The sequence below is a fragment of the Labilibaculum manganireducens genome, from assembly GCF_002843385.1.
GTDB lineage: Bacteria > Bacteroidota > Bacteroidia > Bacteroidales > Marinifilaceae > Labilibaculum > Labilibaculum manganireducens.
Map to the genome: position 1 here is coordinate 1 of NZ_MVDE01000050.1, position 17,690 is coordinate 17,690.

Consider the following 17,690-nt stretch of genomic DNA (forward strand, 5'->3'; position numbering starts at 1 on the left):
TCATATCAATAAAGACAAATATGATACATATGTAATTTATCTTTAATCTTAATAAATACTGGTTTTATTGTATCTAGATACAATATTTACCGAAGCACAGCAGATATTTATCTACTATAACAAAGATAAATATCAGATCAAAAAAAAGAGATCATCTTACTAACAACAAGTTACACGATTTACATGAGAAAATGTATTGTAATGTGCACGATAAGTGCAATTTGAGGTATTTTGTAATTATAAAGAAAAGCGTATCTTGAACTCCCATATTCGGAAACTGACGAAACATAAGGCTTTCATCCGAATGTCAATAAAATTCTTTAAACGAAATAAAATTTTATCAACTATGAATAAGTTTCTGAATTTCCTATTCTCTATGCAAATGATGGGAGTACTCATCATTTTATTTGCTTTCTCAATTGGAACAGCAACCTTTATAGAAAATGATTTTGGCACTTCAGCTGCCCGTGTATTGGTTTATGATGCCTGGTGGTTTGAGTTAATGCTACTTTTACTTTGCATAAATTTGGTTGTGAATATCTTCCGATACAAGCTCTACAAAAAAGAAAAGTGGTCTGTATTCCTGTTTCATGCAGCCTTCATTATTATTTTTATAGGCTCGGCGGTTACCCGATATATTGGTTACGAAGGCAATATGCACATTCGCGAAGGACAATCAACCAACCAGATCACCACGATGAGTTCCTACATCAATATTCAGGCACGAACCAATAGCAAGATCAGTCAATTAAGCGAAAAAATTACTGTTTCATCGGTAAAAACAACTGAATTTAGTGATGATTTGAATATCGACAATAAAAACGTTGAGGTATCACTTAAAACAATGATTCCCAATGCTCAATCGACCATTGCACAAGACCTGAATGGTAAACCCATTATTGAGATGGTTGCGGTTGGTTCAACAGGAATGGCAGGAATGCAGAATTTGACTCTGGCTTATAACGAACAAAAAGACATCGGTACTAATCTCTTAGCATTTGGGGGCAATCCCAATACAAATACTATTGTTTTCGATTACTCGGATAGTTTAAGAATAATTTCTCCCTTTGAATTTTCGGAAGTAAGTATGATGGGCGGAGATCCAATTCCGATGGAAGCTAATAAATGGCACGTGGTATTCCCTAAGAAATTATACGATTTAAACGGCACCAAAATAGTAATCAAAAACTTTTTCCCTGCTGCAATTTACAAATACATACAAGGCGGAGATAAGAATGCCCCTACAGTATTGGTATTTGATGTGAAAAGTGGAAATGAGCAAAAGGAAATGATTGTGAAAGGATCAAGTAATTATGTTGGCGTACCCAGTAATTTGATGATAAACGGTATTGATGTTGCAGTGGCTTACGGTCCAAAAACAATTGAAATTCCATTTTCGCTGAAACTAAACAAATTTATCTTAGACCGATATCCCGGCTCGAACAGCCCATCTTCATTTGCAAGTGAAGTTACTCTTGTGGATAATGAAAAAGGGATTGAACAAAACCATCGTATTTTCATGAATAACATTCTAAAATACGAAGGATTTAGATTTTTTCAGGCATCGTATGATACGGATGAAAAAGGAACTGTTCTTTCGGTAAATCACGACCAGTGGGGAATGAGAATCACCTACTTTGGTTATTTTATTCTGATGCTGGGGATGGCCTGGTCGTTGATTAGTCCGGCTACCCGTTTTAAAGTATTGGGTGCAAAATCGAAAAGTATGAAAGTTATTGCCGTAACAGCTTTCCTGATTGCAGGCAGTCTGTTTCCTGCTTCGGCACAAAATGAAATACTGCCAATTGTTCCACTAAAGCAATCGCAGGATTTTGGAGCATTGTTGGTGCAAGATAACGGCGGTCGTTTCGAACCCATTAACACCATGGCCAGCGAGGTGATTCGTAAAATCACAAAGAAAAGCAAGTTTCAGGGATATACTGCCGAGCAGGTTTTTCTTAGCATGATTGTAAATCCACAACAGTGGCAAACAGTTGCCATGATTAAGGTTGGAAATTCCGAATTGGCTAAGGAACTTGGCATTTCGGGCAAATACGCATCGTTCGGACACTTTTTAGACCAACAAGGTCAATATAAACTTTCGAAGAAAGTACAGGATGCTTATTCAAGAAAACCATCGCAGCGCACAGGTTACGATAAGGAAATTATTTCGGTTGACGAAAGGGTTAACATCAGCTATATGGTGTTTACTGGTGAATTCTTAAAAATATTCCCTGATCCGAACGATGACATGCATGCCTGGTACAGTCCTACTGCTGAACTGGCTTTTTCCGGCGATGATTCTTTGTTTGTAAAAAAATCAATGTTGTTGCTGGGACAAGCCTTAAACAGCGGCGATTTTGCAAATGCAGACAATTATATTGCAGGAATAAAAACCTATCAAAACCGTTTTGCCCAAAATGTGATTCCATCGCCTGCCAAACAAAAAATTGAGGTTCTATACAACAATACCAACATCTTTAAAAGGTTATTCCCCTACTATTTATTAATTGGTTTCTTTTTAGTCGTGTTTCTGGTGATCCAGATTATCAACCCGAAATTTTCGGTAAAGTGGATTATGCGTGCAGCCATACTGATATTAGGAATTGGCTTTATCTTACACACAACCGGATTGGCTGCCAGATGGTATATTTCCGGTCATGCTCCCTGGAGCAACGGTTTTGAATCGATGACTTATGTGGCATGGGCTTGTTTGCTTTCAGGATTCATTTTTGTGAAGAAATCGGATTTTGCCTTAGCTGCAACATCTATTCTTGCTGGTTTAACTCTTTTTGTTGCACATTTAAGCTGGATGAATCCAGAGGTAACGAACCTGGTTCCGGTTCTTAAATCGTACTGGCTAACCATTCACGTAGCCATTATTACTGCCAGTTACGGTTTTCTTGCTCTGGCGGCAATTTTAGGAATGATCAACCTCTTCCTGTTCAATTTACAGAATAAGAATAACATCGATAGAATTAAAAACACGGTAACAGATCTTAGCCGGATTAGTGAAATGACTATGACCATCGGCTTGTATTTCCTTACCATCGGAACTTTTTTGGGTGGTATTTGGGCCAACGAATCGTGGGGACGATACTGGGGTTGGGACCCTAAAGAAACATGGGCACTGGTAAGTGTTTTGGTATACAGTTTTATATTGCACATGCGCTTTATTCCCGGCTTAAAATCGGTTTATTCCTTTAATATTGCTTCGGTTTGGGGCTACAGCTCAATCTTAATGACTTATTTTGGTGTGAATTACTATTTGGCTGGTATGCATTCGTACGCAAAAGGTGATCCTGTTCCGGTGCCAACCTGGGTGTACTACACCGTTGCAATTGTTCTGATTCTAAGTTTAACAGCTTACTTCAATTACAAAAAACACAATACCGAGCCAGAAGAGGTGGAGGCGTAAAATAAATATATTTCAAAGTTTAAAGAGCTTCACTTGCGTGAGGCTCTTTTTTATTGCCATTTATATTCATCCTCGGATTGAATTTTGAGGCAATTGATGAAGATATATTCCCAAAGAGTAAAACAACTATTTTGCACCCCTCTGTCCTGCGGACATCTCCTCTTAAAAGGTGGAGAAAACAAACAAAAAAAACGGGAATCATTTTTGATTCCCGCCTTGTCTTTTTCAAGCTTTTCTTTATGCCTTATTGGTAGTAATTACAAAAATAATGAGCGGTTCGCCGGTGGTATTTCGTACCGAATGAAATCCCTCATTGCTTACTGCAGTGATGTTTCCTTTCGTGATTTTATGGGTTCTTACTTTACCATCTTCACCTGCCTTATCGGAATACTCTCCTTCGCCATGCATCACTACATAAATCTCTTCTTCGCCTCTTGAGCCGTGATCGTGAAATCCGGCCTGATCGTATTTATTCAAAAAGACCATGAAACAACCAATCCGATTGTTAATCAACTCATCCGCATCAAACATCTGCAAGAGGTAAACAACACCATTGCCGCCATACATTGGCTGACGGGTATCTACATGAACAACCGACCTTTTGTCCTGTCCAAATGGAATAACCGAAAGATCAATGTACTTCGATACAATATCGATTACCTGATTGGCATCCTTTATCTTCATAGAATCGAATGGAATTTGGTTCCCGTTTATTTTACAGAGATCAAATTAATATCAAAAATAAGGACTGATCCCCCAGGGATTTTTGAATAGTTATAGCTACCATATGCCAAGGCTGCAGGAACAAACAACTTCCCCTTACCTCCCTCTTTAAAATAGGTAATACCTTCTTTCCAACCTTTAATTACCTCATCCAATCCAAAAGAAACTCCAGCTGAACCACTTTCATCGAAAACAGATCCACTCAAAAAATAACCTTTGTAGGCCACTGTTACATTCGACGTACCTGTTGGCTGTGCTCCCGTTCCTTCCTCTTCAATTGTATAATACAAACCGGAATCGCTCCTGGTTGCTGTTAAATTATTTGTTTCCAGATAAGCAAGTATATCTGCCTCATTCTTCGCTGCAATCATTTCAGGAGTGTATACCTCAATCTCAAAAATAAGAACAGAACCACCAGGTATTCCATTAGAGTCTTTACTTCCGTAACCTAAATGTGCCGGAATTAAAAGCATTCCTTTACCGCCTTCTTTAAAATGGGTCAATCCTTCAGTCCAGCCAGGAATAACACCTTGTAAATTGAAGGAAACTAAATTCTCCTTGCTGTCATCTAAAATTGTACCATTGGTATAGTAACCTTTGTAGGTAACTGTTACATTAGAACTACTTGTAATGGTGGCTCCTGTCCCCTCCTCCTCAATTACGTAATACAGACCCGATGCAGTTTTTTCTGCAGCTAAATTGTTTGCGAGCACATAAGCAGCAATCTCTTCTTCATTCTCTGCCCTGTAATCTTTTTCATCATCGGAACCCGAACATGAAACTAAAAAGGCCAAACACAGGATTAATAAGCTATACTTCATATGATTTATAATTTGTTTTTGATTTGCCATACGGAACTCCCAAATTACACTCCTTCTTCTGTATGTAACACTTTTTACAGGGGCGTTTCCTATCTATCTGTTTTTATTGAAAAAACAAATATAGTAAAAAGTGGGAATGTTCGGGATTGTGACATTCTAGAACCTCTCCCCAACCCTCTCCTAAAAGAGAGGGAGTTAAAAAAAACAAAGCTGTCTTCTCTTCTCCTTCAGGAGAAGGATAGGATGAGGGTATCGGAATAATTTTAAAACCTCTCCCCGGCCCTCTCCTGAAGGAGAGGGAGTTTAAAAAACGAAGCTGTCTTCTCTTCTCCTTTAGGAGAAGGATAGGTTGAGGGTATCGGAATAATTTTAAAACCTCTCCCCGGCCCTCTCCTGAAGGAGAGGGAGTTTAAAAAACGAAGCTGTCTTCTCTTCTCCTTTAGGAGAAGGATAGGTTGAGGTATCAAAGCTGTGGAAGAGATGTGTTTAATGCCCCAGCTGAAGTGGGAGACAAGGGAAAAATACCGAACCATCGTCATTCTGAGCGCAGCCGAAGAATCCTTTCATTAAGATGAGATGTTTCGACAAGCTCAACATGACAGCGACACCGCTACCGCACGATTGTATCGTGTGGTTCTATCTTTACAATAGTAAGGAACGCGATACAATCGCGCACTAACAGGGAATTTATCAAAAAAAGCTCTATTTTTTATTAGCTACGATTGTTTCATACAATAAATATCTTAAAAACTCTTTAGCTTCAATATCTTCATCCACGATCAAATTAAATTTATTAAAAATCTCCAGCAATTGAATTACATTTTCAATCTTAACACTTAACACTCCTAAAAAGGCATCTTTATATTTACTCAGTTCATCCCTACGCGCCCCCTCAACTTTTCTCTTTATAAGAAATTTAATCTGTTCTGGTTTCTTTATCGCCCTTATCCTTGCAATATCATCAAATACTTCCTTATGAATATCATTCGCATTTTTAATTTCAGACAATTTCTTCATTGCTGTATTTGGGGATTGATTATGCGATATTGAGAGTATTTTTGTCTTAACTTCCTTAGGTGCTACTATCAATTCTCGTTCAATATTATCCTTATTCTTATAATTGATTGAACAAACTCCTAGAAATTTTAACGATTCTCTTTTAATTTCATCATTTGCAATCTCCACAATATTCTTTACCACACCAATCCCCTCTAATTCGGTCATCTCCGAACTATCAAAAAACATTCTTATCGCCGATTCGTTGTATTCACATAAAGACAAATCATATTTAGTGCCGGTATCCAACATTTCTCTGTGTAATGTCAACAAACCAACAACTACTGCAATGCTGTTGTTATAATCATTATAGTGATCCGTAGATATAATTCCTCGTAGATAGAACTTATTCTCTCCAGTATCATGTAATAATCTATACTTCCTCCTATTTTCGGTAACCTCACTAAGAAGTCTCATATTTTCAGTTAATATATGTTTATAGCCATTAGCTATTAGCCTACTAGCATATTTATCCATATTATACAATCCTGAGAAAAAATCCCTTCGAGCAGAATGGATAGGATGTGCTATAATGGAATCATATCCCATTTCTTTAAAATAATCTACGCCCTCTAGATTATTAAAATTTAAAGTTAATTCGCCATTACTAAAAAGTGTTATATCTTGAAAATCTGAAACCAAATCAATTTTCTCGAATTTTTTATCAAGTTCTTTTATTGTTGCAACTAGAGTTGTAGCTCCTTTAATCTTAATAAAATCATCAACTATAGCTTCAATATCCAAAAGGTTATAGATATCATTAAAAAATTCACTAGTACTTATCAAACCCAAAAGATCAGACACTTTAATTCCAGTATCTTCTGTTAGAAATTGATCAGACTTAAACCATTTTTTTGAAAATTGTTCCATTTTAATTGATATTTAATTTTTTAATAAACACTCATATCTTATTTCCAGAATACTAAATATATGAATTATATATTGTTACGTGCTATATTTTTAAATAATAAGCATTACGCGATTTAATGAATGACCATCAACAATACATAGAGAGTCCAAGTATTTAGAACACTTAAAAACGTTCCGTCTTTCTAAAACCATAAAAATAAGATCTCAACTACCCACCACCTCATCCGAATTCAAAATAACAGCCCTCTTTTAACAACAAACACATCCGCCCTGCAAAACTAAGGTGCAGAAAAGCTGTTCTACAAGGCTGTTGACTGTAAATTAAAGGCAAAATCGGCCTTCAACGAGTTTGTAGTGTTAAATTTCAGGGGCAAAAAACCATTTTTCGCATCTGTAAAGCAGATTTAAGAGGCCGAATGGGTAAAAACCTCATCTGCAAAGGCAAATGTAAGGGGCAAACTGCTGTTTTTCGCGTATGAAATCACTTTTTCAAGACAAAAGAAGGGTGAACAGCCTTGCCGAACTCTCTTTTTACTGTTAAAAGCGTCTATACGGGTTTGCGGAAGTGATTTTTTGCCTTGCAAAGATGAATTAACGGGCAGCAAACAGTCCTCCCGAAACAGAAATAATACAAACACCCTCATCGAAGGGGATGTTGAGAGCAGAACATCTGCAGACATCTTTGTTTTACATTAAAAAACAACAAAAATTTTACAAGATAGAGAATCATGTAAAATAAACAAGCTGTCAAAGTTGCCAACTTTCAAAATTGACACTTAGCATAAATTAATTAACAGTTACGCTTATTGTTTAGCAATATTTTTCTAAATTAGACCTTCGTTTAGTCCAAAACCGAATTAAAACTTGAATATTATGAACCAAAAAATTTTTCATTACTGCAACACGTCCGAAATAAGTACGCTTGCAACCAATCTTTTAATTGCTTTTTCGAAAGGCGATTGGAGTGCAGATATGGCTTTAAGCTCCATTCTTGCAAATCTGGGCACCGAAAATGTGATTTTTACAAAATCGATTCGTTTCTCGAAGAGTGGTACGCAGCCAAAAATCCTTCATGAAAAAGATGAGATTGCAGACCAATTGTTTATCTGCACCAAGCAGTTTATTTGGGCAAATACCTATGCGCCCGAAAAAGACATCGCCGAAAAGGCACAGCGTATTTGGAGTATTTTCGATTCGAACAATCTGAATCTGCACCGCCAGAGCTACGAAAGTCAGATGGCCTTAACAAAATCATTAATCGAAAATATCAATCATCCTGATGTTCGTCCGTCTTTAGAGATGCTGGCTGGTGTTCCACGCCGATTTGACGCTTTTACGGCTGCTTCGGAAGATTTCAGAAGTACTTTTGTAGAATTCCAACAATCTGTTGCCGATTTAGAAAAGGTGACTCCTGCATCTACTCAAAAAAATGTGATCCGTAAAATTATTAACGATCAGCTGACTGCTTATCTGGATAGCGTAGCAGTTGCTCTACCCGAAAAGTATGCCGCAATTAATGGTGTAATTGCCCAGCATATCGAAAGTATTAATACCAAAGCCCGCGCACGCAAAACCCGAAATACTGCAGAAGAACCTGAGCTGAACATTACAGAATAACGAACTATTATTTGGACTAAAAGGAAAGAAGGAACGGATTTGATCTGTTCCTTTTTTTTATGGCTATTTGAGAATACCTCTCCCCAGCCCCTTCCTGAAGGAGAGGGAGTTTTACAAATCCTTTCGAAAAAAAACGAAGCTGTCTTCTCTTCTCCTTCAGGAGAAGGATAGGATGAGGTGTCGGGATAATTCTTAAACCTATCCCCAGCCCTCTCCTAAAGGCGAGGGAGTTTTACAAATCCGCAAATCAAAAAAACTTGAAGCTGTCTTCTCTTCTCCTTCAGGAGAAGGATAGGATGAGGTATCAGGACAAATAAATTATTTCCTTCGCACCAACCACAATCCCAAAAACGTTAACGCACCGTTAATCATCAGCAATTCAAACCCAATGGCAATTCCAAACCAATCCATCGAATTATCTTTTAGGATGTAACAAATGATCGGTGATAAAATGGCGACAACAGGTACTAAATTATCTCTCACTTTCAGTTTGGTAAACAAGCCAAAGGCGTATAATCCCAACAATGGACCGTAGGTGTAACCAGCAATGGTAAAAATGGCGGCAATTACCGAATCATCGTTAATGGCACGAAATATCAATATCACAACAAGCAGCAACAAGGAAAACAACAGATGCGATCTAAATCTTAACTTTTTGGTCTGCGCCTCATCATTTTCGTCTGCGCCTAAAATATCAACCGTAAAAGATGTGGTTAGTGATGTTAGTGCCGAATCGGCGCTCGAATAAGCAGCAGCCATCAGTCCAATTAAAAAGAACAAGCTAACCACTGGCCCCAAATGCTGCGTTGCCAGTATCGGAAACAGATCATCTCCCCTTTCAGGAATTGCAATGCCTTGGTGTTGGGCAAAAATCAGCAGCAAAGCACCCAAAATCAGAAATAACAAGTTTGCCGGAATAAAAGCAAAGCCATACCAATACATGTTCTTTTTGGCTTCGCCCAGATTTTTACAACTCAGATTTTTCTGCATCATGTCCTGATCCAAACCAGTCATTACAATGGTAATGAAAGCTCCGGTAAAAAATTGTTTAAAAAAGTTCTGCTTGCTTTGCCAGTCTCCAAACTCAAACACTCTTGAATAATCGCTTTCGCTGATGGTATTGGCTAAACCAGTGATATCCATATTTAGTTGATCCATTATCAGGTAAATACTGATACCAACTGCCAAAAGCATAAAGAGAGTTTGAAGTGTATCGGTCCAGACAATTGTTTTTATTCCGCCCTTGAAGGTGTACAGCCAAATCAGCAATATGGTTATTGAAACAGTTACAAAAAACGGTACATCCCAGGCATCAAAAACCGTAATCTGCAGCACATTTGCCATTAAAAACAAACGAAAGGAAGCGCCAATGGTTCTGGATAGTAAAAAGAAAGAGGCTCCTGTTTTGTAGGAATTTTTACCAAACCGACCATCCAAATAGGAATAAATTGAGGTGAGATTTAACTTGTAGTACAGTGGCAGCAGAATATTTGCCACAACAATATACCCCAGCATGTAACCAAACACCATCTGCATGTAGGTAAAATCAATGGATTTAACCCAACCCGGAACCGAAATAAATGTAACGCCGGAAAGTGATGCTCCCACCATACCGAACGCCACCACATACCACGGCGATTGTTTGTTGCCAACAAAGAATCCTTTGTTATCGGCCTTACGGCCTGTAAAATATGATATGACTAACAGAAGGGAAAAATACCCGACAACAACAAGCAGAATAGAAACTGGTGACACAGGCTGAATTTTAAAATGCAGATCAAAAATACACAAACCTAAGAGGTTTCGAAAACCTCTCAGGTTTAAATTCAATTCTAAATTGTTACTTTTGAGGTAGACTAAAGAATCAATCGTAAAAATGAGTTACACCAATTTCCCTTCCAAGCTTCTTGAGAATGCTGTTGCTGAGTTTTCAAAACTTCCGGGCATAGGAAGAAAAACGGCATTGCGCCTTGTTTTGCATTTACTGAACCAACCCAAGGAAGATGTAAATCTTTTCGGTTCATCCATCATCCAATTGCGCAATGAAATTAAGCACTGCAATTCCTGCTTCAACATTTCCGACACTTCTTTGTGCGACATCTGTGCCAACCCAAAGCGCGATCATGAAACCATTTGTGTGGTAGAAAGCATCCGCGATGTAATGTCGATTGAAAGAACCCAGCAATTCAATGGAATTTACCATGTTTTGGGTGGAATCATCTCCCCTATGGATGGAATTGGTCCCAGTGATCTGAAAATTGAACCATTAATTCAGAAAGTTAGCGAAGGCAAGGCCAAGGAGGTTATTTTAGCCTTGAGCACAACCATGGAAGGAGATACAACCAACTTTTACCTCTATAAAAAACTGAACAAATTTAAAGTGCCCATAACAACTATTGCAAGAGGTGTTTCTATTGGCGATGAATTGGAGTATACCGACGAAATTACATTGGGAAGATCAATATTACACAGAACCCTTTTCGATCAAAATTTACAGTAAGCGGTTAGGAGTTAGGCAAATTTCGGAGTTTCTAACTAAATAGGTAAGACTTTTCAATACTTGTTACTTGAAACTTTTTACTTTTTACTTAATCCTTGTCACTTGAAACTTGATCCTTGTTACTTTTTACTTAATCCTTGTTACTTGAAACAATCCCTTTTCGGATGTATTTGTCCGTTTCTGTTATTTTATTAATTTCGTGTAGTATTTAGACTAAATAAACACAATCAAAAAACACAACGCTAACATGGCTAAAATAGAAATCCTGATTCCCGCAATGGGTGAAGGAATCACAGAAGCAACAATTACTCAATTCCTTAAAAAAGTTGGTGATTTTGTTGAGGAAGAAGACCCAATCATAGAAATTGCAACAGATAAAGTTGATTCAGAAATTCCCGCCCCTAAAGCAGGTAAAATCGTAAAATTCCTTTTCAATGAAGGTGACACTCCACAAGTGGGTGATGTGGTTGCCATTATTGCAACCGAAGGAGAAGAAACGGATACTGAAAATACAGAAGAAAGCCCTATACAGAAAGAACAGGAACCAATATCAGAAGATTTTGCGGCACCAGTTTTTTTAGAAACAATAGCTCCTCAAATCAGCAGTAAAACAGAAGGAGGTACTTTTATTTCTCCATTGGTGAGAACAATTGCTCAGGCTGAAAATATTGGGACAGATGAATTAAACCAAATTCCAGGAACAGGAGAAGCCGGCAGAATCACGAAAAAAGATATTCTTGAATATCTGAAAAATAAAAAATCACAACCAGCCAAAATCATTCCTGCAGAACCGATTGTTGCTCCAATTAGTTCGGATTCCGTTGCTGTTACTGCTCACAAAAGCTACGAAGGCGAAAATGTTGAGATCATTGAAATGGATCGCATGCGTAAACTCATTGCACAATACATGCTCAGTTCAAAACAGACCTCTCCGCACGTTACTTCCTTTATTGATGTAGATGTTACCGGTTTGGTAAATTGGAGAAATAAAGTGAAAGATGAATTTCTGAAAAAAGAAAATCAAAAATTAACCTTCACTCCTATTTTTGTTGAAGCGGTTACCAGTGCTTTAAAAGATTATCCTATGGTTAATGTTTCTGTTGACGGTGATCGGATTATTCGTAAAAAATACATCAATATCGGAATGGCAACAGCTCTTCCGAGCGGTAACTTAATTGTTCCGGTTATTAAAGCAACCGATGAATTAAATCTGATAGGCATTACCACAAAAGTAAATGATCTGGCAGAGCGGGCAAGAAACAACAAACTGCAGCCCGACGAAATAAAAGGCAGTACGTTTACCATTACAAATCTTGGTGCATTTGGCAGTACAACAGGAACACCAATCATTAACCAACCCGAAGTAGCTATTTTAGCGGTTGGCGCCATAAAAAAGAAACCGGCAGTTATCGAAACTCCTCATGGAGATACAATTGGTATCCGGCAAATTATGGTGTTGTCACTCTCGTATGACCATAGAGTTGTTGATGGAGCTCTTGGAGGTATGTTTCTGAAAAGAATTGCTGAAAACTTAGAAAATTTCGACACAAAAAGAACGATTTAGTATCAATAAAAACAGAGAAAAAAGCCATTGAATCTTCTTCAATGGCTTTTTTATACCCATTCCTTGGCTATTACTCAAAACATCAAACAAAATTATTTATTTTGTACAGTATAAATGTGCAGCAATGATTACTTTAGCAAGAATTTAAAAATGGCAGAGAAAGTTGTAAGTTTTTATTAACAATTCTGCTTTTTTATTACATTTGCTATTGGAGTTTGACCCTTATCTACTATATTTAGTTATTGTTAATTAATTTAAACCATATAAACTGTTCAACAGCCCATAAACTGAACAAAAAGACACCTTTTGCACTAAAGGTTTTTTTTATGGTTCTTATCTCTGTTTTAACAGGGATAACTAACTCTCACTCTCTTTTCGCTTCTCCTAAACAGCAAAAAATTAAATCGAAAAGGCAATATCAAATTGCAGAAAAATTTCTGGACAATCGAAACTATTCAAAAGCAGCACTCATTTACAAAGAGTTACTCAATGAATCCTCCCGAAATGCTGATTTAAATTTCAAACTGGGATTGTGCTATCTGAACATTGTATCAGAAAAAGAAAAATCTGTTGACCTGTTGGAAAAAGCCATTCAATACACCAGCTCGAAAAACAATGTTTCGATGGATGTATACTTCAATTTAGCGAAAGCATATCATGCCAATTACCAATTTAAAGAAGCTTTAAAAGTTTACAAGGATTTACTACAGATTATTTCACCTCAGAATACATCCTTTCGAAATGATATTCAGCGCAATATGCAAATGTGCAAAAATGGTATTGAATTGATGAAGAATCCGGTAAACATCTCCATCATCAATCTGGGAAATAAAATAAACACAGAATTTTCTGAACACAGTCCGGGAGTTACAGCTGATGAAAGCACCATGGTTTTCACTTCCAGGAGAAACGGTACCGGAAGCAAAATTGACTCTGACGGTCAATATTTCGAAGATATCTATATCACTCATCGCATAAATGGAATTTGGTCGGATCCGGTGGGGATCGCAAAGCTAAATACCATCGACCACGATGCCTCCATCTCCATTTCGGCTGATGGACAAGAACTTTATATTTACAAAGCCGGCTATGTTAACAGCCGGGAGTCCGAAGGCGGAGATATTTATAGAAGCAGGTTGAATGGCACTGAGTGGAGCGAACCGGAAAAACTAGCTCCTGTTATCAACTCATCAAGCAAGGAAAGTCATATTTCAATTTCTGCTGATAACAGAACAATATTCTTTTCCAGCAATCGTCCGGGCGGATTTGGCGGCATGGATGTTTACACCGTTACCAAACTTCCGAACGGCAAATGGGGACGTGCAAAAAATCTTGGCCCTGCTATCAATACCGAATATGATGATGATGCTCCCTTCATTCACCCCGATGGAAAAACCTTATATTTTAGTTCTGCCGGACATAAAACGATGGGCGGATTGGATATTTTCAAAAGTGTAAACATCAAAGGCCGCTGGACTGCACCGGTTAATGTCGGTTACCCGATTAACTCAACAGATGATGATATTTATTACACTCCAACACCCGATGGCAAAAGAGCGTATTTTGCTTCCTACAGAAAAGGCAGCTTTGGAAGAACGGATATATTTTTAATCAAAACTCCTGACGAAAATACAGCAGGATTATTTGTACTAAAAGGAAAAATTATCAATTCGAGTGGCAACGTGGTTGTAAATTCTAAAATCACAGTGAGTAAAGATGGAAATGTAATCGGAATTTATACACCAAATGCCGCAACGGGTAAATTCCTGTTTATTGTTGATGCCGGTAAAAAATACGATATCGAAATTGTAGCTGAAGGTTACAGAACCCTTCGCACCGTTTTAAATATCCCACCCGAATTTGCAAACAAAGAAAACCACAGTGTTATAACCCTGCTTCCGTTAACATTGAGAACCAAGGATGAGCCGGACTATCCAAACGCTTTGGAACTGATCGATTTGGATGAAAGTAAACTAAATGATATTGGTTCACTTCCTCCTGGCAAAGATTCTATTCCTGAGGATAAAAAATTCATTACTCCTGAAGTTAACGGTGATACAATCAGTGCGAATGAAGAAATTAAAATCGATTCTGTTGTACCGGCCGAAATTAAAAAGGATATAGTAAGTACAAAAGACGAATCTGGTAGTACCACGATTCTTCCCGGTAAAAATCTGACTCCGATAAAAAATCCGGTAACAATACCGGAAATGAAAAAAGACGAACCAACTAAAAAAACTGAAAATATTAATATTGAGGCGAAAGATGAATTAATTAAACAGTCAATTATTAACGCTCAAAATTCAAAAGTTGAGGTATTAAACTCCGGCGATTTAGCATTCACGTTGGATTTAGGGAATTTTAATTCTCCGCAACCAGAACTTTTTGAAACCCTTGATGGTGTGAAAGAGACTATTGGTCCGGACAAAAAATACCACTACACCTACGGTAAGTTCAAAGACTATAAGAAAGCAGCTAAAGCTCAAAAGGATATTGTTTCTAAAGGATTCACAGCTTCGAAAATCAAAATTCTATCGAACGACAATTTAATTAAAGAACAAACTGGCGGAGAAACCTATTACACCATTCAGATAATGGCGCTGAAACTATACGTTGAAACAGACTTTTTTGATAATCTGGATAATGTAAAAGCTTTCCGCGGAGCCGATGGCTATACCCGATATACCTATAAAAAATACACATCGTATCAGGAAGCCATCACCGAAATGAACAGATTGATTCGAATGGGCTATTGGGATGCTTTTGTTCGTACAGTAATCAACGATCAGCTGCTGTATTCCGGAATGAAATATTCCGAAAAAGACACCTACACCATTCAGGTAATGGCGCTTCGAAATCCTAAACCCTTATCTTTCTTTGCTGATTTGGAGAATGTTACTGTTTTCTCTGATGTGAATGGATTGTATCGCTATACCTATCGGACATACCAAAATAAAGGTGAGGCTGTTAATGATTTAGGATATGTTCTAAAAAGAGGCTACTGGGATGCTTTTGTAAGAAAATCTCTTTCGGGAGAACACGTATTGAATTTCAATACTGATGAAACAGACAACTTCTACACGATTCAGGTAATGGCACTTCGAAACGCCAGACCTCTGTCTTACTTTAACAACTTAGGAACTGACAGCCTTCAAATTTACAAGGGAAACGATGGTTTATCCAGATATACTTTTCAGAAATATTCATCATTGGAAAAAGCCAAAAGCAGGCTTTCCTCAGTGACGAAAAAAGGTTATCTTGATGCTTTCACAAGGGAAATTAAATGGTATAATGAACACTAAAATGCAAATACTTGAAGGCAAAAGTATTCGATTACGGGCTCTTGAACCAACCGATTTAAAACTTCTCTACAAATGGGAGAATGATTCTACTATTTGGGAAGTCAGTCATACCTTAAAACCATTTTCAATTTTTATTCTAAAACAATATCTGGAATCGTCGCATCTCGATATTTTTGAGACCAAACAACTCCGCTTGGTTATTGAATTAATTGAAACAAATACACCGGTAGGCTTAATAGATCTTTTTGATTTTGATCCATTTCACCAAAGAGCAGGGATTGGGATCTTAATAAACGACACCGAAAACAAGAACAAGGGATTTGCTTCGGAAGCATTACAAATCTTATGTAATTATGCATTTAGTATTTTACAGGTTCATCAGCTCTACTGCAATATTACAGTTTCCAATGAAGTCAGTCTTCGCTTGTTTACCAAACAAGGATTTGAAATTATTGGGAATAAAAAAGATTGGATCCGTTCGAAAAACGGATGGATGGATGAATACAGCTTACAAAAAATTAATCCGGCAAATCCTTAATGCTTTCATAAACAGGAATCTCAGGAATAAATTTAAAACTCTTTTTGTCATAATCCATTTGGCAGCAATAATGCTGTAAACCATTGGTGACAACCAAAAAGGGAACTCTCAGTTTCATATTGTAACGTGCAATTTGATTGAAAACATCCTGAGTTATCTTCACCTTAACCGATTTGCATTCAACAATCATAACAGGTTGTGCGTTGTTATTGTACAAAACAATATCACTTCGCTGAGGAAGAAGATTAACATCCACTTTCTTTTCAATTGCAATTAAAGATCCCGGATACCTCTTTTCATTCACCAAATACTGAATGAAATTCTGCCTGACCCATTCTTCCGGAGTCAATACCACATACTTCTTTCGAATACTGTCAAAAATTAGTTTTCTTTGCAGTTCAGATTTTATTTTAAAGGAATAAGTTGGTAAATTTAAGTTTTCCATGAAATTGCTCTAACAGCCTGTAAAGGTAGAAGATTATTCCTGATATTTAATGACCAAACCTACATGAAAACAAAAGAGGAAATTGTAAAAAACTGGTTAACCAGATATACCGGCAGAGAACTCGCTGATTTTAGTCCATATATACTCCTAACTAATTTTAATCACTATGTTGAGCTGTTCGCTGAATGGCACAATGCTGAAATTCTAGGCGAAGACAAAGCAATGCCAAATGCATCGGCCGAAAATATTACCATAATTAATTTTGGTATGGGGAGTCCGAATGCCGCAACCATTTTAGATTTACTTAGCGCAGTTAAACCCAAAGGAGTTCTTTTCTTAGGCAAATGCGGTGGTTTAAAGCGTAAAAATAAACTTGGCGACCTAATCCTGCCAATTGCAGCAATTCGAAGCGAAGGAACCTCTAATGATTATCTGCCGGCAGAAGTCCCTTCTCTACCAGCATTTAGTCTTCAAAGAGCAGTTTCTCAGGTCATTTCAGATCGAAACAGAGACTATTATACAGGAACCGTTTTCACGACCAATAAGCGGGTATGGGAATACGACGAACGTTTCAAGAAATATCTGTCAAAAACCAGAGCCATGGCAATTGATATGGAAACAGCAACAATATTTACCGTCGGCTTTTATAATGGAATTCCCACAGGAGCTTTGCTTTTAGTTTCTGATCAGCCAATGATTTCGGATGGAATAAAGACAGATGAAAGTGATGCCAGTGTGACACTTAATTTTGTAGAAGAACATATCCGTATTGGCATTGAATCCTTAAAAGAAATCATGCACAATAAACAATCTGTAAAACACTTACGCTTCTAACA

General features: G+C 37.4%; 12 protein-coding genes. 7 read left to right on the forward strand and 5 right to left on the reverse strand.

Going from position 1 to position 17,690, the window contains the following annotated elements; all coding sequences use genetic code 11:
• Positions 1-346 precede the first annotated feature (346 nt).
• Positions 347-3,418: a cytochrome c biogenesis protein gene (locus tag BZG01_RS19980; protein WP_180327406.1), complete on the forward strand. Its 3,072-nt coding sequence runs from the start codon at positions 347-349 to the stop codon at positions 3,416-3,418.
• Positions 3,419-3,655: 237 nt separating this feature from the next.
• On the opposite strand, the gene BZG01_RS19985 is transcribed toward BZG01_RS19980, so the two are convergent.
• The 3 genes from BZG01_RS19985 to BZG01_RS20000 all read right to left on the reverse strand — a co-directional run bounded on the left by BZG01_RS19985 (position 3,656) and on the right by BZG01_RS20000 (position 6,888).
• Positions 3,656-4,102, reverse strand: coding sequence for a cupin domain-containing protein (locus BZG01_RS19985; RefSeq protein ID WP_101311615.1), 447 nt, complete (start codon positions 4,100-4,102; stop codon positions 3,656-3,658).
• Between the two features lie 26 nt (positions 4,103-4,128).
• On the reverse strand, positions 4,129-4,962 hold the full coding sequence (locus BZG01_RS21810) for an FKBP-type peptidyl-prolyl cis-trans isomerase (protein ID WP_218973178.1): 834 nt from the start codon (positions 4,960-4,962) through the stop codon (positions 4,129-4,131).
• Between the two features lie 702 nt (positions 4,963-5,664).
• Positions 5,665-6,888, reverse strand: coding sequence for a hypothetical protein (locus tag BZG01_RS20000; RefSeq protein WP_101311616.1), 1,224 nt, complete (start codon positions 6,886-6,888; stop codon positions 5,665-5,667).
• Positions 6,889-7,761: 873 nt separating this feature from the next.
• On the opposite strand from BZG01_RS20000, the gene BZG01_RS20010 reads away from it, so the two are divergent.
• A complete protein-coding gene (locus BZG01_RS20010; RefSeq protein ID WP_101311618.1) occupies positions 7,762-8,505 on the forward strand; it encodes a DUF6261 family protein in 744 nt (247 codons plus the stop codon).
• A gap of 318 nt (positions 8,506-8,823) precedes the next feature.
• Here BZG01_RS20010 and BZG01_RS20015 read toward each other — a convergent pair whose 3' ends face one another.
• Complete coding sequence (locus BZG01_RS20015; protein WP_101311635.1) at positions 8,824-10,260, reverse strand: sodium:solute symporter; 1,437 nt, start codon at positions 10,258-10,260, stop codon at positions 8,824-8,826.
• A gap of 121 nt (positions 10,261-10,381) precedes the next feature.
• Here BZG01_RS20015 and recR point away from each other — a divergent pair, with 121 nt between their 5' ends.
• From recR to BZG01_RS20035, 4 genes are all read left to right on the forward strand, one after another.
• Positions 10,382-11,005 (forward strand): recombination mediator RecR, encoded by a 624-nt coding sequence (recR, locus tag BZG01_RS20020; protein ID WP_101311619.1) that lies wholly within the window; start codon positions 10,382-10,384, stop codon positions 11,003-11,005.
• A 247-nt stretch (positions 11,006-11,252) separates the two neighbouring features.
• Positions 11,253-12,569, forward strand: coding sequence for a dihydrolipoamide acetyltransferase family protein (locus BZG01_RS20025; protein ID WP_101311620.1), 1,317 nt, complete (start codon positions 11,253-11,255; stop codon positions 12,567-12,569).
• Positions 12,570-12,895: 326 nt separating this feature from the next.
• Entirely contained in the window at positions 12,896-15,871 is a 2,976-nt protein-coding gene (locus tag BZG01_RS20030) for a PD40 domain-containing protein (RefSeq protein WP_101311621.1), read from the forward strand.
• On the forward strand, positions 15,861-16,409 hold the full coding sequence (locus BZG01_RS20035) for a GNAT family N-acetyltransferase (RefSeq protein WP_218973179.1): 549 nt from the start codon (positions 15,861-15,863) through the stop codon (positions 16,407-16,409). Before BZG01_RS20030 ends, BZG01_RS20035 begins: the two co-directional genes overlap by 11 nt.
• Here the strand turns inward: BZG01_RS20035 and BZG01_RS20040 are convergent.
• Positions 16,390-16,854 carry a type I restriction enzyme HsdR N-terminal domain-containing protein gene (locus BZG01_RS20040; RefSeq protein WP_101311622.1) on the reverse strand — a complete coding sequence of 155 codons (465 nt, stop codon included), beginning with the start codon at positions 16,852-16,854 and terminating at the stop codon, positions 16,390-16,392. The genes BZG01_RS20035 and BZG01_RS20040 overlap by 20 nt on opposite strands.
• A gap of 63 nt (positions 16,855-16,917) precedes the next feature.
• Between BZG01_RS20040 and BZG01_RS20045 the strand changes: the two genes are divergently transcribed.
• Positions 16,918-17,688, forward strand: a complete 771-nt coding sequence (locus tag BZG01_RS20045) for an AMP nucleosidase (RefSeq protein WP_101311623.1) — start codon at positions 16,918-16,920, stop codon at positions 17,686-17,688.
• Positions 17,689-17,690 lie beyond the last annotated feature (2 nt).